16 protein-coding genes and 1 pseudogene are annotated in these 19606 nt (G+C 63.1%); 11 read left to right on the plus strand and 6 right to left on the minus strand.

Features of this window, described 5'->3' with window-relative positions; translation table 11 throughout:
• Positions 1–179 precede the first annotated feature (179 nt).
• Positions 180–902 (plus strand): nitroreductase, encoded by a 723-nt coding sequence (locus AU175_RS02210; RefSeq protein WP_066285481.1) that lies wholly within the window; start codon positions 180–182, stop codon positions 900–902.
• Between the two features lie 569 nt (positions 903–1471).
• Positions 1472–2700 (plus strand): annotated as a pseudogene (locus AU175_RS22210) (IS1634 family transposase).
• Positions 2701–2895: 195 nt separating this feature from the next.
• Here AU175_RS22210 and AU175_RS02230 read toward each other — a convergent pair.
• The 5 genes from AU175_RS02230 to AU175_RS02250 all read right to left on the minus strand — a co-directional run bounded on the left by AU175_RS02230 (position 2896) and on the right by AU175_RS02250 (position 8784).
• Positions 2896–3519, minus strand: coding sequence for a TetR/AcrR family transcriptional regulator (locus tag AU175_RS02230; protein WP_082978975.1), 624 nt, complete (start codon positions 3517–3519; stop codon positions 2896–2898).
• Between the two features lie 338 nt (positions 3520–3857).
• Positions 3858–5033 carry a thiolase family protein gene (locus tag AU175_RS02235; RefSeq protein WP_066290402.1) on the minus strand — a complete coding sequence of 392 codons (1176 nt, stop codon included), beginning with the start codon at positions 5031–5033 and terminating at the stop codon, positions 3858–3860.
• 2 nt (positions 5034–5035) lie between these two features.
• On the minus strand, positions 5036–6736 hold the full coding sequence (locus tag AU175_RS02240; protein WP_197497019.1) for a long-chain-fatty-acid--CoA ligase: 1701 nt from the start codon (positions 6734–6736) through the stop codon (positions 5036–5038).
• 54 nt (positions 6737–6790) lie between these two features.
• On the minus strand, positions 6791–7978 hold the full coding sequence (locus AU175_RS02245) for a CaiB/BaiF CoA transferase family protein (RefSeq protein ID WP_066285490.1): 1188 nt from the start codon (positions 7976–7978) through the stop codon (positions 6791–6793).
• Entirely contained in the window at positions 7969–8784 is an 816-nt protein-coding gene (locus AU175_RS02250; RefSeq protein WP_066285492.1) for an enoyl-CoA hydratase/isomerase family protein, read from the minus strand. The genes AU175_RS02245 and AU175_RS02250 overlap by 10 nt, the downstream gene beginning before the upstream one ends.
• 136 nt (positions 8785–8920) lie before the next feature.
• Between AU175_RS02250 and AU175_RS02255 the strand changes: the two genes are divergently transcribed.
• The 3 genes from AU175_RS02255 to AU175_RS22715 all read left to right on the plus strand — a co-directional run bounded on the left by AU175_RS02255 (position 8921) and on the right by AU175_RS22715 (position 11565).
• Positions 8921–9154, plus strand: coding sequence for a hypothetical protein (locus AU175_RS02255; RefSeq protein WP_066285494.1), 234 nt, complete (start codon positions 8921–8923; stop codon positions 9152–9154).
• 472 nt (positions 9155–9626) lie between these two features.
• Complete coding sequence (locus AU175_RS02260; RefSeq protein ID WP_066285496.1) at positions 9627–10613, plus strand: amidohydrolase family protein; 987 nt, start codon at positions 9627–9629, stop codon at positions 10611–10613.
• Positions 10614–10797: 184 nt separating this feature from the next.
• Positions 10798–11565: an IS5 family transposase gene (locus tag AU175_RS22715; RefSeq protein ID WP_066285498.1), complete on the plus strand. Its 768-nt coding sequence runs from the start codon at positions 10798–10800 to the stop codon at positions 11563–11565.
• Between the two features lie 539 nt (positions 11566–12104).
• Here AU175_RS22715 and AU175_RS02270 read toward each other — a convergent pair.
• Complete coding sequence (locus AU175_RS02270) at positions 12105–12833, minus strand: IclR family transcriptional regulator (RefSeq protein ID WP_197497020.1); 729 nt, start codon at positions 12831–12833, stop codon at positions 12105–12107.
• A 158-nt stretch (positions 12834–12991) separates the two neighbouring features.
• Between AU175_RS02270 and AU175_RS02275 the strand changes: the two genes are divergently transcribed.
• From AU175_RS02275 to AU175_RS02300, 6 genes are all read left to right on the plus strand, one after another.
• A complete protein-coding gene (locus AU175_RS02275; RefSeq protein ID WP_066285501.1) occupies positions 12992–14533 on the plus strand; it encodes a pyruvate carboxylase in 1542 nt (513 codons plus the stop codon).
• On the plus strand, positions 14523–15053 hold the full coding sequence (gene accB / locus AU175_RS02280; RefSeq protein WP_066285503.1) for an acetyl-CoA carboxylase biotin carboxyl carrier protein: 531 nt from the start codon (positions 14523–14525) through the stop codon (positions 15051–15053). The genes AU175_RS02275 and accB overlap by 11 nt, the downstream gene beginning before the upstream one ends.
• Entirely contained in the window at positions 15046–16419 is a 1374-nt protein-coding gene (accC, locus tag AU175_RS02285) for an acetyl-CoA carboxylase biotin carboxylase subunit (RefSeq protein WP_066285505.1), read from the plus strand. Before accB ends, accC begins: the two co-directional genes overlap by 8 nt.
• Before the next feature lie 357 nt (positions 16420–16776).
• Positions 16777–17991: a thiolase family protein gene (locus tag AU175_RS02290; RefSeq protein ID WP_066285508.1), complete on the plus strand. Its 1215-nt coding sequence runs from the start codon at positions 16777–16779 to the stop codon at positions 17989–17991.
• Between the two features lie 4 nt (positions 17992–17995).
• Positions 17996–18697 carry a 3-oxoacid CoA-transferase subunit A gene (locus tag AU175_RS02295; protein ID WP_066285510.1) on the plus strand — a complete coding sequence of 234 codons (702 nt, stop codon included), beginning with the start codon at positions 17996–17998 and terminating at the stop codon, positions 18695–18697.
• 1 nt (position 18698) lies between these two features.
• Positions 18699–19379, plus strand: coding sequence for a 3-oxoacid CoA-transferase subunit B (locus AU175_RS02300; protein ID WP_066285511.1), 681 nt, complete (start codon positions 18699–18701; stop codon positions 19377–19379).
• The last annotated feature ends 227 nt before the right edge of the window (positions 19380–19606 follow it).

Here is a 19606-nt window from a genome sequence, read left to right on the forward strand (position 1 = left end):
CTTCAGCAAAGTCGCGAACGGTACGTTCACGCCACCCGACCGCGGTACCGCTGGCGGACGCGGGACAGCGTCCTCTCCCAACGGGGCAGCGCAGTACGTCGGCAAGTACGTCTTCACGCCCGGACCACACCCCCGGGCACCGCGCACCACTGATCACCCAACAGAGGAGCACCACGACCGTGATCCAGAACTCAACAGCCGACGGAGACGACGAGTGTGCCCTGGCCTTCCGCCGGCTCCTGAGCGAGCGGTGGAGCTGCCGTGCCTTCCTCCCCGCGCCGGTACCCACGGCTGTCGTCTCGGACATGTTCGCGCTGGCGCAACGGACCGCCTCCTGGTGCAACACGCAGCCGTGGCACGTGTACGTTGCCAGCGGCGACGCAAAGCGCGCGTTAGCGGACAAGCTCGTGGCTCGTGCCCAGGAGGAGGGCGAAAGCCCCGACTTCCCGCCGCCTGTCGAATACGTCGGCGTCTACAAGGACCGGCGGCGCAAATCTGGATTCGCGCTCTACGACAGCCTCAGCATCGAGAAGTCGGACATGCCAGGCCGTGCCCGTCAGCTGCTGCGGAACTTCGAGTTCTTCGACGCTCCGCACGTCGCGATCGTCACGACCGACCGGAACCAGGGTGTTTACGGTGCGATCGACTGCGGTGGCTACGTCGCCAACCTGGTGAACGCGGCATCGTCGCTCGGTGTCGCCACCATCGCGCAGGCCGCCATTGCCATGTACTCGGACGTAGTCCGTCAGTTCTTCGAGATTCCGCAGGACCGATTGGTGGTCTGTGCGGTCTCGTTCGGCTACGCCGATCTCGACCACCCGGTCAACGCGTTCCGCACGGACCGGGCGACACTCACCGATGCCGTGACGTTCGTCGAGGGAAAGCCGCCCAGTGGGCCATGACCGTGCAGCGCATGGAGCCCGCCGACGGACAACCAGGAGGTCATCGACGCGTGGTTCGACAGCTGCTTTTCCGTACTCGATCAGCGATCTGAGAGCGACTTCTACCCGTTTTCCTGAATTGGCTCACGGGCTGTGGTTTCGCGAGCCAGCGGGTCGCTGAGCTGCGGTAATGTTCGCGGGGGTGTCCCTATGCTTTTGGTCAAGCGGCCAGGGCGGGTTTTTCCTCGTAGAAGGTGCCTTGTCTGAGCATTGAGTAGATGACGTCGCAGCGCCGGCGGGCCAGGCAGATGACGGCAGGCATTGTGCTTCTTCCCCTATGGCCCCAGTCACGACACCCGATGCTGGCACCCACGTTACAAAGAGACCTGGCCCCATCGGAAGGAACCGGCCGTGTCCCTATCGGCAGTCAACGCGTGCCTCCGAACCCGGGCGACAACACCCCCGGATCATCAAAGACAGGGCAAGAAAGTCATACCGGATCCAGCGACCATATCCCCGACCCTCGGGGACCCAATAAATATAACGGGCAGCTTTTCACGCACTAATGGGTTTTGTCCTAGTGTCACCGCGTGGCTTTCATTAGGCGGGTGCGGACGGACTCGAGCGCGACCGGGGTGCTGATCGCGGAGGATGTCAGGGGCCGGTAGCGCATGGTTAAGCACGTCGACTCGGCGCATACCGAGGCTGAGCTCGGTGTGCTGCTTGAGAACCCCGCCCATGGGTGTCCTCGAGCTTGAAGTTCAGCCCGCGTCGCCCCTGAAAGGCCTGCTCGCTCGGGCGGGCGATCCGGCCCTGTTCGACATCCCCGGCACGGCCGCGGACACTGCTGGGCGCACCGGCTCTGCCCCGCGGTGTCGTCACGGACTCACAGCTGCGCAAGGTCGGGTACTCCAAGGACGTCGCGTCAATTCCCAGACCCTCGTCGGCCTGCTCGTTGACCGCGGCGGCTTCCTGTTCCAGATCGGCTGCTTCGAAGGCAACAAGGCCGAAACCGCAACCATCATCCCGATCATCAAGCAGGTCCAGGCCCGCCACTGCCGGGCCGACATGGTCGTCGTCGCCGACGCCGACGCCGACATGCTCTCAGCGGGAACCTGCGCGAGCTGGACGAGGCGAACTTTCGGTTCATTGTCGGTTCCCGGATGAGGAAGGCGCCGAACAATCTGGCCTCGCACTTCCGCTGGGACGGCGACGCGGTTACCGACGGGAAAACTGATCGACACCACCACGCCCGGAACCGGCCACAAGCAGAAGAATGACTCCGACCTGCGCGCCAAGTCCGTCTGGGATGATCCCACGCTTCATCCAGACCACGGGCGGCAAACGCAGCCTGGACGAAGCCTCGCTGGCACGGGCCTGGCAACTTGACGGGGTGAAAGGCTACGGGAGCGACATCCCGGCGGACCTCATATCCGCGTCCGAAGTATCATCAGTTCCTACCAAGACCTATGGCACGTCGAGCAGTCCTACCGGATGAGCAAGTCAGACCTGCGGGGCCAGGCCCATGCTCCACCGCACCCGCAACGCGATAGAAGCTCACTTGACCATCGTCTTCACAGCGCTTGCGGTCTCCCGGACTGTCCAGTCCAGGACCGGGCTCGGAGTGCGCAATGTCATCGAGCAGCTCCGGCCGTTACGCTCAGCAACCATCACCATCAACGGCACCACGCAGGCGTTCGCACCCGTCATCACGCCCGAGCAACAGGCCATTCTCAAGGCACTTCAAAGCCCAAAAGTCACGCACCAAGCAAATGAGCCAAGTCAGGTCAGACAGCGTCTTCTACCCGTTCCCGGGTGATGACTCCCCACAACCTCGAGTCAACCCGGCTCGGTTCCGGTCTGCACTGAGGACTACGAGGACCAATTCAAGGCACTCTGGCAGCTCAACTGACTGAGTACTTCCGGAGCGAGCGCGATGGCCCCCATGGAAGTCTGTGTTGAACGGAGACGGCTTTGCCGCAGTTTGCCGTCTGCGCGGCATCACTGACAGCAGTCAGTGATCCGGTTCGGCCGCCACCATTCGGAGCGTGCACCTAGCGTATCGGTCGGCGATCTCCTCCGCCTGAAGTGACCCGCCAGGGCTGTACCAGTCGATGATTCCGCTCACCGTACCGAGCATCACGCGCGCTGTGAACCTCGGGTCCTGGACGTCGAACTTGCCCGCGGCCGTTCCCGCGATCAGCAGATCGACGAGAATGTCTTGCACCTTTGACCGCTTCTCCACGTACTTGGCACGCAGGTCGGGACCCAGATAACGGAACTCGTCGTGCAATCGAGCGAGGTCGTAGTGGAGAGTGTTGTGCAGAGCAACAGAGGCAACGTAGTTCGACAAGCCCTTGTAGTCGTCGCCGGCGGCTTCATCCACGGCTTGTTCGATTCGCGCTAGGAGCCTGTCCATCGCGATGTCAAGGAGGGCGAAGAGGATGCCCTCCTTACTGCCGTAGTGGTAGTACAACGACGGCATCGTTAGACCGACGCCGGCAGCTATGCTGCGCACGGTCGTCCCGTGGTAGCCGTGCTGTTGGAGGTCCTTCAGTGCGGCTTCGAGAATGGGCGAGAGCGACAAATCACTGTCTGTGCGCCACGTCGATGTTGCCATTTGGGTCGCGTCTGCCACGTCGATCAGGTCCTTTTCTTATCGACCGGCTAAAACCCCCAACTACTGATCTAACACCCCTGTGGCTTATCCAGCGCCACGTCAGGCGTCTCGAATGAGCAGCTGGGGGTCGCGGCTGAGGCTCCGCCGTGCGCTAGCGTTCGTTCGATATAGTATACATCGATTGTAGGGCACCCTATTTCCTAGGGCGCACGCAACCGGTCGTCTAGGGCGAAGAAATACCAGCTATGGAAGCCCATGATTCGAGCATAGAGGACTACGCTGCGCTCGACCCCGACATCCAACCGTCAGTTCCGGGATCACGAGGGCCGTCCGCCCGCCGTGGGGCCTCCTCAAGTTCAGATTCGCTCGATGATGGTGACGTTGGCGATGCCGCCCGCTTCGCACACGGCCTGAAGCCCGAAGCGCCCGCCCGTGTCCTCCAGGTAGTTAAGCATGGTGGTCAGGATGCGTGTGCCTGATGCCCCGAGTGGATGGCCGAGCGCAATCGCGCCGCCGCGGGGATTGAGCCGCTGGGAGTCGGCTCCGAGTTCCGCGGCCCACGCCAACGGCACAGGTGCGAAAGCCTCGTTTACCTCGTAGGCGTCGAAGTCCTCGATCTTCATGCCGGTGCGTTCGAGGATGTGCCGCGTGGCGTCAATGGGCCCGGTGAGCATGATTTCGGGATCGGATCCGCGCACCGCGAACGCGTGAAAGCGGGCGCGTGCGCGCATCCCGAGCTGGAGTGCCCGCTCTTCCGACATGATCAACATTGCGGATGCGCCGTCGGTCAACGGGGATGCGTTTCCCGCGGTGATGCTCCACGCGATCTCGGGATAGCGCTCCCAGTACTCGGGGCTCTTGAATGCCGGAGAGAGTGCGGCGAGTCCCTCCACTGTGGTCGCCGGGCGTACGGTCTCATCTCGAGTATGGAGTGACCCGTCGGCGACAGTGACAGGGATGATCTCGCCATCGAACGCCCCGCTTTCGGCAGCGCGCGCGGCGTGTGTGTGTGACCGCGCCGAGAATTCGTCAAGATCGTTCCGGGTCAGCCCCCAGCGCGATGCGATGAGTTCGGCACCGATGCCCTGAGGCGGCAAGCTCGGGAAGCGCCGGGCGAGCGGTGCGAGCGGATCTCCGCCGCCGGTATTCGAGTACATCGGAATCCGGCTCATGGATTCGACCCCGCCGGCGATGACGATGTCGTAGGCACCGGCCATTACGCCCTGCGCGGCGAAATGCGCGGCTTGCTGGCTGGACCCGCACTGACGGTCGACGGTGGTGCCAGGAACATGGATCGGCAGTCCGGCCCCGAGCGCCGCGGTCCGGGCGATGTTAAGCGCCTGATCGCCGACCTGGCTGACGCATCCGGCGATGACGTCGTCAATGAGGCCCGGATCGATGCCGGTCCGTTCCACGAGTGCCGCAATCGTTGTCCCCAAGAGATCGGCCGGATGCACGCCGGAGAGGGCCCCGCCAGGCTTTCCCTTCCCGGACGCCGTGCGAACGGCGTCGACGATCACTGCGTTTCGTATCATCACTTCTCAATTCCTGTCTTGTCGTTAATCTCCTTGAGCCGCGCGCGAAGCGCCTTCTTGTCGAACTTCCCAGTGGTGCTACGCGGAATGCTGTCGAGACGCTCGAACGTTTCTGGTACCCACCACTTCGGGACGCGCGAGAGCAGATGCTTCCGCAGCCCATCCACGTCCAGATCCTTCGGCGAGACGATGAATGCGTGCGGGCGCTCCGTCCACCGTTCGTCAGGTCGGCCGACGACCGCCACCTCGTTGACGTCCGGATGATCCTGTAGCGCGACTTCCAGGTCAACCGACGAAATCCACTCGCCGCCCGACTTGATCATGTCCTTCGCGCGATCCGTGAGGGTGATCCATCCCTCCCGATCGATCGTCGCGATGTCTCCAGTCCGCAACCATCCGTCGCGGAACTTGCCGGCGACCTCCTCCGGTTCCAGCCCGTAGTAGTGCGAAGCGACCATCGGGCCGCGCACCTCGATCTCACCGTGCGCCTCACCGTCGTGAGGCAGGATGACGCCTTGGTCGTCGACGAGCCGCACTTCGTAAAGCGGGCTCACCTTTCCGCCGCGAACGCGCTTGGGCAGGCTCTGCTCGTGGGTCTCGGAGGGGTCAACGACCGTCACGGCGGCACCCGGATAGGTCTCGGTCATGCCCCACCCCGATACAACCTCGACATCAAAGTCGTGCATTCGGGTGATGAGGTCCCGGGGAACTTGGGTGCCACCCAGCAGGAGCTTGCGCAGCGACGAGAGAGTGTCCCAGCGGCGATCGTCCTCTTTGTGCTCGTCGAGGTGGTTGAGGAGGTCCATCCAGATCGTCGGCACGCCGCTCGACCACGTGATGCCATGATCCCGAATGGTGCGCGCCAAGCTGGCCGGCTGGAGGAAGCGCCCCGGCATGACGAGATTGGAACCCGTCAGGATCGAGATAAACGGCAGTCCCCATCCCATCGCGTGGAACAGCGATACCGCCGCGAGCACGACATCATGGCGTCGGATGCCGAAGACGTCTCCCCCAACCATCGTCAACGCATGGAGGACGATGGATCGGTGCGAGTAGAGCACCCCCTTCGGATCGCCCGTCGTCCCCGACGTGTAGCAGAGTGCCGCGGCGCTGCGTTCGTCGAACTCGGGGAAGGCGTAGTCGCCGACCTCCTCGGCGATGAGTTCGTCGTAGCGGAAGATCGGTCGATCGATGCCAGGGACGTCGCCTGAGCCGATCACGACGACGAACTCGACGTCCGGCATTTGGTCGAGTAGCGTGAAAATCTGAGGAGCGAGGGAGTCATCGACGATAAGGGCACGGTCACCAGCGTGGCGGGCAGTCCACGCGATCTGGTCGTCGTGAATGCGCAGGTTGATGGTGTGGAGCACGGTACCCATGCCCATGACGCCCAGGTACGTCTCCATGTGCTCGACGCTGTTCCAAGCGAACGACGCCACGCAGTCGCCGGGCCGGATGCCGCGCCGGTCCAAGGCAGCGGCTAGTCGTAAGCTGCGGCCGGCGACCTCGGCGAACGTGTGAGTGTCGAACGTTCCCTCCGCGTCCCGGACGGAGAAGATGCAACTGTCGGGGTTGACGTGACGCATACGCCAGAAGAACTGGCCTGTTGTCAATGGAAAGTCCATCATTAGGCCCGGGCGGGTCGTCGCTGCCGTCGGTCGGTGTTCGGCGCCGCGGCTGCGGCTCGGTGTTGCGTCCATGTATTTCACTCCGTTGTGCTGTCGAAGGCCACCGCGAGAGGTGACCGATGCGGGTCAGGTCCGTCGCTGACGCGCCACCCCGCGCGCGATCAGGGAATCGATCTCGGTGTCGTCGAAGCCCGCATTCCGAAGGACGGCCACGGTGTCGGCGCCAGGGGCAACGGTCGGGGCTGCCGTCATCGTCTGGTACCGCGAGAAGCGGGGAGCCGGAGCCGGTTGAATCATCCCATCGACGTCCGTGTAGACGCGGCGCGCGTCCAGGTGAACCTCGGAGAGCACGTCGGCTGGTCGGACGACGGGGCTTACGCAGGCATCCACTCCGTCGAAGGCGGTAAGCCAGTCCGACTGGGTGCGTTCGGCAATTGTCTCAACGAAGAGCGCGCGGGTCTGCGCCCAGTGCGACTTGTCGTGCTGCCCGAGGGCGTTGAGCTGGTCGGAGAGACCGAGAATGTCGATGAATCGGTTGTAGAACTGCGGTTCGATCGCGCCAACGGCGAGCCACTGGTCGTCGCGTGTGCGGAACACTCCGTAGAACGGTGCGCCGCCGTCGAAGAGATTCCCGCCGATGTCGCCGTCGTCCCACATGTCGTGACGGCGCATGGCGTGCAGCATCGCGGTGAACAGGGCCACACCATCGACGATCGCCGCATCGACGATTTGCCCTGTGCCGGTTCGGGTCGCCTCGTGCACCGCGGCTAGCACTCCGAACGCCAGCAGCAGGCCCCCGCCGGCGAAGTCCCCCAGCATGTTCAGAGGAGCAACGGGCGTACCGTCCGGGCCGACGGCTCCGCCGAGCACGCCGCTTACCGCGAGGTAGTTGATGTCGTGTCCGGCGAAAGCAGAAAGCGGGCCGTCTTGGCCCCACCCCGTCATGCGGCCGATGACGAGCCGGGGATTGCGCGACCAAAGTGTCTCAGGAGCGAAGCCGAGCCGCTCGAGAACACCGGGCCTGAACCCTTCGATGAGCACGTCGACGTCGCCGATCAAACCCATCACCGCCGCAACGCCCTCGGGTGTCGTGATGTCGAGGGCGATCGATCGGCGGCCCCGAGTGAGAATGGAGTGGGCGAAGACGCTGATATCGGGGGCATCGACGTGTTCAACCCGCTCGATACGCGTCACCTCTGCGCCGAGGTCGCGGAGAAGCATGCCGCCGAAGGGGGCAGGTCCGATTCCTCCCAGTTCAAGCACCCGCAAACCGGTGAGCGGTCCGAACTGCTCAGAAGGGCTGCCTACTCCCATCGCGGCTCTCGCTTCTCTGCGAACGCCGCCATCCCCTCGATGCCTTCAGCGCTGGGGAAAGTGACGAGCGTAGTCTCATCGTTAATGTTCCAGGTGCGGTCGTCGCCCCAGTCTTTGCTCCACATTGACCCGTCGGTCGCGGAGCGGTAAACAGCCTTCTTGGTGAGCCGGACCGCGTTCGGGCCGTGGGACGCGATGCGTGCCGCGAGGATCATAGCCTGCTCGAGTACCTCATCAGGCGCGACTACACAGTTGATCAGACCCCATGACACCGCCGTCGCCGCATCGATAGGGTCTGCCGTCAGGAGCATCTCGAGCGATCGGCGCAGGCCGACGAACTCATGCAATCGGACCGCTCCCCCACCTGCGGCGAAGAGGCCCCAACTCACCTCCGGGAATCCGAACTTCGACGTCGTCGACGCGACGATCAGGTCGCAAGCTAGGGCGATCTCCAGGCCGCCTCCCATCGCGTGCCCGTTTACGGCGGCGATGACAGGCTTGTCGCACCACTGCCGCACGATGCCGCCGAAATGCCACTCGGGGTGCTCAGGCGAGTGGACGCTGTCGGCGGTCAGGCCTCGCGCGAGTTCCTTGAGGTCCGCCCCGGCGGAGAACGCCGAACCTGTACCGGTGAGCACCACAACCCGCACACTCGGATTGGCGTTCGCCTCGGACAGGGCAGCGCCTAGGGCGGAGGAAACCTCAGCGTTAATGGCATTGCGCGCTTCCGGGCGATTAATCCGGATGACCTGCACATGATCGACCTTCTCGGTGACTACTAGCGATGCGTCGTCGGTCTTTGGCATGTTGTTAGTCAATTCTTTTCACCCCGGAAATTTTACTTATCGCTCGCTAGCATAGGCGTGAATTGCGATGGAAGCAAGAACCGCGCTCCCGCCCTGATCAAGCAATTGATAAGTTCGCAGCGCGGAGGGAGGAGCCATGCGTGCAGGTGAAGTTGTGGGGCAGGCCCAGCTGGCTACCGAGATGTTGCCGGACATTCTCGAGGCTTCCCTCGCGGAGTTCGTAGTTCACGGAGATGACGCGACGCTGGTTCGCACCATCACGAAACGTGTGGGTGTCACCACCACACATCGGGACCCCTGGGGATGGTTCATTGACCCCTACTTCCAGAACGTTCATCGCGTACGTGAGAATTCCCTCTTGTTCGCGTAGTAGTAATACAGAAACGGGGCCTCGTCCTTGGCTGGCGGCCTTGGTCCGCTCGATCGTCGAGTACATGGCGCAACACTGGAATCCGGCATTCCTCAATCGCGAGATGCGGAGCCTGACACCGGAGACTTCGACCGTTATGCTGCTCGACGTGACTACATCGAGAACCTTGTCACCACCTGCCTGTGGCCCAGGGGTGCGAGGACGGCTCCTTCGCCACTCCACTCCCCCGCGAAGCGAGCCGCGCGATCCTCGGCATGTTGCCCGGTCTAAGTTTACTGGTTCAATCCCGGCGGCGCTTTGACGCCGCCGGATGTCGCCGACCGCTGCGTCATGCTAGCTCGACGCGGTCCGGAGTTCAGGCGAAGACAGCCCGGAGGAGCCTGTTTGCGTCGAGTAATTTGCTGGGCTTGACAGTAAGCCGATCCACAAGCCACGATCGTAGTTAGCGAACGCTAAGCAAAGGAGGCGCGGGATGTCCGACAGTGGACTGCGGGGCGGTGACGTCGAAGACGTTGTGAATCCGGATGTCGAAGTCATCGACGCTCATATGCACATCTGGGACGACAAGAAACCGCGGCTTCCCGACTACATGATCCCGGAGTTCCGTGCCGATACGGAATCGGGACATCGCATTGTCGACTCCGTTTACGTCGAATGCGGGTGGGCGATTCGGCCCGACGGTCCGGAGCACCTCAGGTCGGTGGGGGAGACGGAAGCGGTCGCGGTCGCTGCGGACACGGAGGGAGCTCCAGCCCTGTCGGGGATCATCTCGTTCACCGATCTCACCAGCCCGGAGTTGGGAGAGGCCCTCGATGCTCACGACCAGGCGGCTCGAGGCCGGTTCCGAGGGATCCGGCACTCGACCGCGTGGGACGAGGACCCGGCCGTTCCGCGACCGAAAGAGCAGCCCGCTCCCGAGCTCATGGACTCCGACCCATTCCGCGCCGGACTCAAGCTCGTCGGTGACCGCGGTTACCTGTTCGAAGCGTTCGTGTACCACCCCCAGATCTCAAAGCTGGCGAGTGCCACTCGTGCCGTCCCGGAGACGACGGTGGTGCTTGAGCACCTTGGGTCGCCGGCCGCAGTCGGCCGCCATGCCGGAAGGCCCGACGAGGTCTTCGCCGAGTGGCGCGCCGGGATCGACGAGTTCAGCGAGCTCCCGAATACCTACCTCAAGATCGGGGGCCTGGGCTGGCCCCCAATGGCCGGCACCCTTGCCGGGCGCGATACTCCGGTGTCGAGCGCCGAGATCGCAGATCACTGGGCTCCCTTCGTGTCATATGCGCTATCCGCCTTCGGAGCTCAGCGCTGCATCGCGGAGTCCAACTTCCCCATGGACCGCGGCGTTGCCAGCTACCGGACTCTATGGAATGCGATCAAACTCCTCCTAGCGGATCTCCCGGCGACCGACCAGCACATGGTCCTCGGTGGCACAGCGCGGAAGCTGTACACCCTGTAATTTGGCAGCGGCCGGGGAGAGTCGTCTCGCCTGACGCCGAAGAGTGAGCAACTGGAGAGTCCTAGGGTGTGTTACTAAACCCCATTGAGGGCGTGTTGCGGTGGCTGGGTGATGAACGACGCTTTCTGGTCCTGACGAGGTGTGGTCCGTGATCGGTCCCCTGTTCCCGGCATAGAAGGGCAACGTGCGCCCGGTCGCGAATCGGCGCCTAATCGTGGAGGGGACTGCATGGAAGTTTCGAACCGGGGCGCCGTGGCGGGACCTTCCCGCGCACTTCGGGAACTGGAACTCCGTACTCAAGAATTTCGACCGCTGGGCCAAAGATGGCACGTGGACGAAAGTACTCGAACACGTCCAGACCCGAGCGGAGACCTTGGGCGATCTTGATTGGGTTGCCTCAATTGATTCCAGGATCGTGCGCCTCCGCCAGCACGGAGCGACCCTTCCACGCCTCACAGGGGGACCCGTCAAATTACAGAAACTCGGCATCGAACTGCCTGACCACGCGATCGGACGTTCCCGCGGTGGCCTGACATCCAAGGGGCACATGGCCACCCACGGCAAAGGGCAAAAACTCTCAGCCGTCCTTACGGCCGGCAACCTGAATGACACGACCATAGGCCACCGCTCTCGAGGAGATTCGGGTCCCATGTCCTGGAAGGGGAATACCGCGCACCCCCTCGGGACCGCGTTTTGGCAGATAAGGGCTACACGTGTGTTGGTGATTTTGTCTCCTTCCACCCCTGCCGTCCGATTCGTCGCTCAGTCCGCATCACAGTCGACGATGATCTCATTTTCAACTGCGACCGCGACGGACGCCGACGCCCAAACCCTTGGTGAAGTTGGATTGGAACGGCTCGCGAACAGCCTCCAAGCGCACGGCGCACCGTCCTCGCACGCGCACACAGTGACCAGACTTCCATTGTTGTTGACGAACCCGTGGCGCCACTAACGCGTGGGGCTCTTGGCGCGCAGGGCATAGGCGGCGTCTACTGACGCCTTCCAATCGCGCCCCCGAGTGCCTTACAAACACGGCAGCGTACAGTACGTCGATTTGACAATCGACGCGTTGACCTAAAACCTTCACGTAACCGCAGTGGTTATTTTGCCTCAGTGGGAAACCTCCAAGAGTGCGTTGCCCTGCCTCAGGAAAAACCTCCGCGTGTTGCACGGCGCCGGGGATGCCGGGCTGCGGTTATGCCCTTTTCATGGAGGTGGCGAGGACGCAGAAACATGCCGCGACGTCGAAGAAGGCCCTTGCCTACAGGAGCGCGGCCCCGATCGATCACGGGCTTTCCCGAGCAGGCGCGGCACCAGGTGTTTTCGTCGACCTCTTGGCTGGAGGTGGTCATCGCGGTAGCACGAAGCGGCCCGGGATTGTGTCAACGTCCGGCTTGGCACCGCGCTGGTCCATGCTGGATCGGCCGAGAAGGTGCCAAACAAATTGACTTCAGGGGCGCAGGCGTCTTGGTGGATATCGCAGCGCCGAGCCTACTGCTCCGCGAGCGTGACTGCTGACACGAGAGCTGCGACCAGCGCAGACTCGGTTCGCTCGTAGCGGCTGGAGGGAACTGTCACCGCCAAGGCAGCGACGACACGTCCGTCAGTGCGGATCGGGGCGCTCAATGACCGAACGTCCTCCCGGTATTCGCCGCGGTCGTAGAGGATGCCGGTGCGTCGTATCTCGGCCATTTGGGATTCGAGGCCGGCTCGATCGCTTACCGTCATGGGCGTGAATCGGGTGAAATCCAGGTTATCCAGGATCGATGAGCGCTGTTCCTCGTCGGCGAAGGCGAGGAGTACCTTGGCGCTTGCTCGTGCGTGCACATCACCGGTGAAACCCACTTCGAGGCCGGCGACCCGCACGGCCTGGGACCCTTCGACCATGGCGAGGATGCGGATCTCGCCACGGAACCAGCCGGTGAGATACGCCGTTTCGCGGGTGGTTTCGGCGAGTTGCCTGAGGGCCTGCCTGTGTTTGGCGTCCACGCGTACGCGCAGGCTGGGCGAGTTGGCGATGTCGATGGCGCTGAAGCCGAGCGTGTATCGCTTGCCCGACTCCTTGCTCAGCAGTTTTTCTTCCTCAAGGGTCGCGAGCAGGTGGTAGGCCGTGGGCATGGAGAGGCCAACGATCGACGCGACCTCGGTCGCGGTGAGTCCATGCCGTGACCGCGCGACCGCGAGCAGGATACGCGAAGCCCGGGCGACGGATTGGATCACCTGGCGTTGTTTTCCGGATTCTACTTCGCTTATCGACGCTGCATTCATTGCTTAATCCGTCCCGCTGACGCCAAAAAATACTTGACTTTGTTAGCAAATCATTCCATAGTGTGGCAGATTCTGAAACTCACTTTCACTATCTTGACACAAGGAGAGCGATGTCGACCAGTACACCACCGTCGATTGCGTCGGTAATGAGTCTTGGGGGGCGGCCGGCGGGAAGTCGGCGCGAGATCAAGATCATTGATACGACACTGCGCGACGCGCACCAGTCGCTATGGGCGACGAGGATGCGGACCGAGCACATCATTTCTATGGCGAAGGACTTCGATGAAGCCGGCTTCGCGCAGGTGGACCTGGTCGCGCCGATCCAGTTCGACGTCGCGGTCCGCTATTTGAAGGAGGACCCGTGGGAGCGGGTAAGGCTTGCGCACCAGCACGCCCCGAACACAACGTTCCGGGCACTGATCCGGTCCAAAAATATCGCAGCGTTCGACTTCCTCGCCGACGATGTGATCGCGGGGTGGGTGGAGCGGCTGTACGCAAACGGTTTCCGTGTCATCGGTTCGTTTGACGGGCTCAACGACGTAGACAACATCGCACCCGGCCTGATCCGAGCCAAGGAACTGGGGGCATCGACTTTCGGTGCAGTGTCGTTCTCCGAGAGCCCTGTACATACGGACGAGCTCTTCGTTAAGAAGGCGATCGAACTGATCGAGAAGGCGGACGTCGACGCCATCATGCTCAAGGATGCCGCTGGCCTGCTGACGCCGGACCGCATCCGCACGCTTGTTCCTGCGCTCAAAAGCGTCATGGGCGACCGGTCGCTGGAAGTGCATACCCATTCCCTGACAGGACTCGCCCCTCTGGTTTGCCTGGAAGCGGTGGAACTGGGCGCAGATGCACTGCACACCTCTATCGCGCCGCTTTCAGCAGGCAACGGGCAGCCGTCGACGCAGGGCATCGTGCGTGACCTGCGCGCACTCGGGTATGTCGTCAACGTAGATGATGAGCGGATCGACGCGATCAGTTCAAAAATCGTTGATATCGCCGCGGCGGAGGACAAGCCCCTGGGTGTTCCGATCGAGTACAACGGTCTGCACTACATGCACCAGACCCCGGGCGGGATGCTGTCGAACTTCCGGTCGCAGCTGGAGACGGCAGGTCTGGCCGACCGATACGACGAATTGCTGCTCGAGGTGGCGCGGGTGCGCGGGGAGCTTGCCTACCCGATCATGATCACGCCGTTTGCGCAGTTCGTGGGAACACAGGCGGTGATGAACGTGATCTCGGGTGAGCGTTACTCCGTGGTTCCGAACGAGATCAAGAAATACGCCCTGGGTTACTACGGAACACTTCTTGCCCCCATCGATCCCGAAGTGCTCGAGAAAGTCATTGCCAATGGGGCATCGGACATCCCGTTGGAGCCGCCGGCCATTGAGCCGATGTTGCCCGCATTGCGGGATCGGCACCCGGATGAATCCATCGATTTCCTGCTCCTGCGCGCGATGTTCGCGGGAAGCCAGGTCGATGAGATGAAACGAGTTGTGGCATCCGGGGGAAACCCGGACGAGATCTACCGGCCCATCCTGGGCCTGGTCAAGGCGCTCTACGACTCAACCGAATCCGGCACTCAGTCGCTGACTGCCGGGAACCTAAACATACGACTGGAAAAAGGAAATTGTGAAGATGTCGCTTAACCCGCTCGATATCAAAGAACTTCGGGACATCGTCGACTGGGCGAACCTGACACCGGACGTGCGCCAGCTCTCGATCAAACACGGCGACGTGGAGCTTTTCCTCTCCCGCGATCGACAGTCCTCAAACGACCGTCCGGCCCCCCAAGCCGTGACGCCCGCGCCGGAATCGACCTCCATTCCCGCACCCGCACCAGCACCCGCACCAGCACCCGCACCAGCCCCGGTGGCCAGCCGCGTAGTGACTGAACCGGCATCCGCAGACGAACTGGGGGCCAACGAGGTACTGATCAAGGCGCCCATGGTCGGCGTCTTTTACGCGTCACCCAAGCCAGGGGAGCCCGCCTTCGTCAAGGTGGGGGACACCGTCAGCGCCTCGACGGTGCTGGGCATCGTCGAGGTGATGAAGCTGATGAACAACATCGAGGCGCGCGTCGAAGGCACCGTGACGAAGATCCTGGTCAATAACGAGCAGGCAGTCGAGTACGGTCAGCCGCTGATGGTGATCACCCGCGATGCCTGAACCGTTGAGGAGCGTCCTGATCGCCAACCGCGGCGAGATCGCGTTGCGCGTCGTCCGGGCCTGCAAGGAACTTGGTATCCGGAGCATCGTTGCCTATTCCGAAGCAGACGCCGGCTCGCTGTCGGTGAAGCTGGCAGACCAGGCAGTGTGCATCGGGCCGGCGCAGGCCAAGTCAAGCTATCGCAACATGCACGCTGTCATCTCAGCTGCGCAGGCCTACAGGGCTGATGCCATCCATCCCGGATACGGATTCCTGTCTGAGAACGCTGACTTCGTTGCACTCTGCGAAGCGGAAAACGTCGGGTTCGTTGGCCCCGCAGCGGACATCATCCGTCGGATGGGCGACAAGATCGAAGCCAAGAAGATCGCCCGCCGGGCCGGGGTACCGACAGTTCCCGGTTCGGTCGGCGCGATCGCTGAGTACAACGAAGCCCTTGCCGTCGCCAGCGAGGTCGGCTACCCGCTGCTGATAAAGGCGGCGGCAGGCGGCGGCGGGCGCGGCATGCGGGTCGTCGAGGCTGCCGAGACGCTCGAAAACGATCTGCGCGAGATCATGTCGGAAGCCGAGGTCGCGTTCGGGGATGCGTCGGTGTACATCGAGCGGTACCTCACAGACATCCGTCACATCGAAATCCAGGTCATCTCCGACGGCGCTACCGTTCTGCATCTGGGTGAACGTGACTGCACGGCACAGCGGCGCAATCAAAAGCTCATTGAAGAATCACCCTCGCCGGTCTTGGACGCGGAGCTCAGGCAGGGCCTCGCGGACGCAGCGGTCGCACTCTGCAAGGAAGTGGGGTACACGAATGCCGGGACAGTAGAGTTCGTCTTCGACAACATCGAGCGTAAGTACTACTTCATCGAGATGAACACCCGTATCCAGGTAGAGCATCCCGTTTCGGAAATGGTTTCCGGGATCGACCTCATCAAGCTGCAGTTGCAGATCGCCGGTGGCATCCCACTGAGTTTGAGGCAGAATGACATCGTCATCGCCGGCCACGCCATCGAATGTCGCATCAACGCCGAGGACCCGGACAACAACTTCGCACCGCGTCCAGGGACCGTCGCGAACTTCCGTGCACCCGGCGGCTTCGGGATCCGTATGGACACCCATATCGAGACGGGCTATGCAATCCCGCCGTTCTATGACTCAATGATTGGCAAACTCATCTGCTGGGGCAAAGACCGCGATGAAGCCATCGCACGGACCATCCGTGCCCTGGACGAACTCGTTGTCGACGGCATCACCACCACAGCGCCCTTCCACAAGCAGATCCTCGAGACCGAGAAGTTCCGAAGCGGGGACTTCAACACCGCATTCGTCGCCGAACTCCTATCTTCAACACGCGCCACCGCAGGAGTATAGGGACAATCTGTGTCCTCACAGACGCAAACCCGTCGCCGGACCTGGCCGACCTGATCGCACGCCCCGCCACAGGAATGCACTCAGGTTTAGCATCCAGTGCGTGCCAGGACCAGCAGCGGGACCCGGACTGCAACCGGGACATCGTCCTGACATGCCGAGCGGGCGTGGACTGACAACGACATGCTGGGCGCAGGTGGTGATGAGGAACAGGCACATCAGCGGTTGCGCACGGGCACTGGGAACTGGCGACGTGCCCGTCCGTGCGGTCCTCAGAAATGGCCTCTACTGCGGTGTCCTCTCCGCCAACACCGCCTTCAAGACTGCCCAGCAGGTCTTTCGAGAAATGGATACAGCATCATGAATCAGGCTTTTGTGTACGACGCCGTGCGCACCCCTTTCGGTAAGTTCGGTTCCGGCCTTGCCGCCGTGCGTCCGGACGACCTTGCCGCGCATGTGATCCAGGAGTCCGTCAAGCGTGCTCCCGCCCTGGATCCGGAGCGGATTGATGAGGTGGTGTTCGGTAACGCCAACGGCGCCGGCGAGGAGAACCGCAACATTGCCCGGATGGGCACCCTGCTGGCGGGCCTGCCGGTGTCCATTCCGGGGACCACGGTCAACCGGCTCTGTGGCTCGTCGCTGGACGCGGCGATCATCGCTTCGCGCCAGATCAACGCCGGCGACGCCGACTTGGTGCTGGTGGGCGGCGCCGAATCGATGTCCCGTGCCCCGTGGGTGCTGCCCAAAACGGAGAAGCCCTACCCGGCCGGGGACATGACGCTGGCTTCCACCACGCTGGGCTGGCGCCTGGTCAACAAGGCGATGCCTAAGGAATGGACCATTTCCCTGGGCGAGGCCACCGAGCGTTTGCGCGAGAGGTATGGAGTGACCCGGCAGGCGCAGGATGAGTTCGCCGCGAACTCACATAACCTGTCCGCTGCGGCATGGGACGAGGGCTTCTACGACAACCTCGTCGCACCCGTGCCCGGCACGGACCTGGTGCGGGATGAGGGCATCCGCCCCGGTTCCACCGCCGAGAAGCTGGCCGCGTTGAAGACGGTGTTCCGTTCAGAGCCCGAGGGCGCTGAGGTGGGCGGCACGGTCACTGCCGGCAATGCGTCGCCGCTGTCCGACGGCGCCTCCACGGCCTGGATCGGCAGCGAGCGTGCCGTCAGGCTGCTCGGGCTCGAGCCCCTGGCCCGGATTGCCGGGCGCGGTGCGCACGGCAATGATCCGCAGTTCTTCGGGTTCGCCCCGGTGGAGGCGGCGAACAAGGCCCTCGCGAAGGCGGGCATCGGCTGGGACCAGGTGGGCGCCGTCGAACTTAACGAAGCCTTTGCCGCGCAGTCACTGGCGTGCATCAACGCCTGGGGCATTGACCCCTCGATTGTGAACCGGCACGGCGGGGCCATCGCGATGGGCCACCCGCTGGGTGCTTCCGGGACCCGGATCCTGGGCACCCTCGCCCGGTCCCTGCAGGCCTCGGGTGAACGCTGGGGTGTCGCCGCGATCTGCATCGGCGTGGGCCAGGGCCTGGCCGTAGTCCTCGAAAACGTAACTGCTCGAAAGGCGTAGGCGAATGCTGAACTTTGTAGATTCAGTCCAGGAGGCCGTGGCCGGCATCAGGGACGGTTCCACCGTGATGATCGGAGGGTTCGGCAACGCCGGGCAGCCGTTCGAACTGATCGACGCGCTGCTCGAATGCGGGGCCAAGGATCTGACGGTGGTGAACAACAACGCCGGCCAGGGCGACCAGGGCCTGGCGCTGCTGATCAAGGAAGGACGGGTGAAGAAGATGATCTGCTCGTTCCCGCGGCAGTCCGACTCCTGGCACTTCGATACCAAATACAAGGCCGGCGAGATCGAGCTGGAACTGGTGCCGCAGGGCAACCTCGCGGAACGGATCCGCGCCGCCGGAGCCGGCATCGGTGGATTCTTCACCCCCACCGGCTACGGCACCATGCTGGCCGAGGGCAAGGAAACCCGCATTATCGACGGCCGGGGCCAGGTGTTTGAGACACCCATCCACGCCGACGTCGCCCTGATCAAGGCCTTGAAGGCCGACGGCAAGGGCAACCTCGTCTACCGCAAGACCGCCCGGAACTTCGGCCCCATCATGGCCGCCGCCGCCAAGCAGACCATCGTCCAGGTCTCCGAGATCGTTCCGACCGGGGCGCTGGACCCGGAAAACGTGGTCACGCCCGGTATCTACGTCAATACGGTTGTCCGCGTGGCGGCCTCAGACCCCCGCATTGCCGGCACTAGTGAGAAGGTGGCCTGAGATGACCGTCCAGTCCAACGAAACATCCATCCAGACCTCCGCCACACCCCTGGGCCGGGACGACCTGGCCCGCCTCGTGGCCAAGGACATCGCCCCGGGATCGTTCGTGAACCTGGGGATCGGCCAGCCCACCCTGGTGTCCAACTACCTCACCGAGGACCAGGACATCACCCTCCACACGGAGAACGGGATGCTCGGCATGGGACCCGCCGCCGAGGGCGACCAGATCGACGGCGACCTCATCAACGCTGGCAAAATCCCGGTCACCGAACTCCCGGGGTCGGCGTACTTTCACCATGCCGACTCGTTCGCGATGATGCGCGGCGGGCACCTGGACATCTGCGTCCTGGGCGCGTTCCAGGTCTCTGCCACGGGTGACCTGGCCAACTGGCACACCGGGGCACCCGGTGCCATTCCCGCCGTCGGCGGTGCCATGGACCTCGCCACCGGAGCGAAGGACGTCTTCGTGATGATGACGCTCCTGACCCGAGAAGGTGCCTCCAAGATCGTGGACGCCTGCACCTACCCGCTCACCGGCGTCGGCTGCGTCACTCGCGTCTACACCGACAAAGCCGTGTTCCTCACCGGCCCCGAGGGCGTCACCGTCCGCGAAACCTTCGGCTGCACCCTCGAAGAACTCCAGGAACTCGTACCCGTCCCGCTCAAGACCGTCGTGAAGTAATAGGCGTTCCTCTAGACCCCTAGGAGGAAAGTATTCCGAGGCAAGCAAGGAGACAAGACCCATGTACGTAAACACGCCAACCTGGAGCATTCCTTTCCATTCACTCGCTCCAGGGGAATCGGTAGAGGTATTCGATTGGAAGAACGTCTTCCAATGCCGGGGTGTGATCCAGGAGACGGCGCTGGAGTTGGGCGTCGCGTGGATTCGCACAGACATCGGTGAAAGAA

Origin of the sequence: Arthrobacter sp. B6, from assembly GCF_001663775.1 — a bacterium.
GTDB lineage: Bacteria > Actinomycetota > Actinomycetes > Actinomycetales > Micrococcaceae > Arthrobacter.

What these genes read in the sequence shown, in the direction of transcription:
- AU175_RS02255 (WP_066285494.1), top strand. Translation starts at nt 8,921, where the DNA reads ATGCGTGCAGGTGAAGTTGTGGGGCAGGCCCAGCTGGCTACCGAGATG.
- AU175_RS02250 (WP_066285492.1), bottom strand. Translation starts at nt 8,784, where the DNA reads ATGCCAAAGACCGACGACGCATCGCTAGTAGTCACCGAGAAGGTCGAT.
- AU175_RS02300 (WP_066285511.1), top strand. Translation starts at nt 18,699, where the DNA reads ATGACCGTCCAGTCCAACGAAACATCCATCCAGACCTCCGCCACACCC.
- AU175_RS02275 (WP_066285501.1), top strand. Translation starts at nt 12,992, where the DNA reads ATGTCGACCAGTACACCACCGTCGATTGCGTCGGTAATGAGTCTTGGG.
- accB (WP_066285503.1), top strand. Translation starts at nt 14,523, where the DNA reads ATGTCGCTTAACCCGCTCGATATCAAAGAACTTCGGGACATCGTCGAC.
- AU175_RS02240 (WP_197497019.1), bottom strand. Translation starts at nt 6,736, where the DNA reads ATGGACGCAACACCGAGCCGCAGCCGCGGCGCCGAACACCGACCGACG.
- AU175_RS02290 (WP_066285508.1), top strand. Translation starts at nt 16,777, where the DNA reads ATGAATCAGGCTTTTGTGTACGACGCCGTGCGCACCCCTTTCGGTAAG.
- accC (WP_066285505.1), top strand. Translation starts at nt 15,046, where the DNA reads ATGCCTGAACCGTTGAGGAGCGTCCTGATCGCCAACCGCGGCGAGATC.
- AU175_RS02245 (WP_066285490.1), bottom strand. Translation starts at nt 7,978, where the DNA reads ATGGGAGTAGGCAGCCCTTCTGAGCAGTTCGGACCGCTCACCGGTTTG.
- AU175_RS02260 (WP_066285496.1), top strand. Translation starts at nt 9,627, where the DNA reads ATGTCCGACAGTGGACTGCGGGGCGGTGACGTCGAAGACGTTGTGAAT.
- AU175_RS02295 (WP_066285510.1), top strand. Translation starts at nt 17,996, where the DNA reads ATGCTGAACTTTGTAGATTCAGTCCAGGAGGCCGTGGCCGGCATCAGG.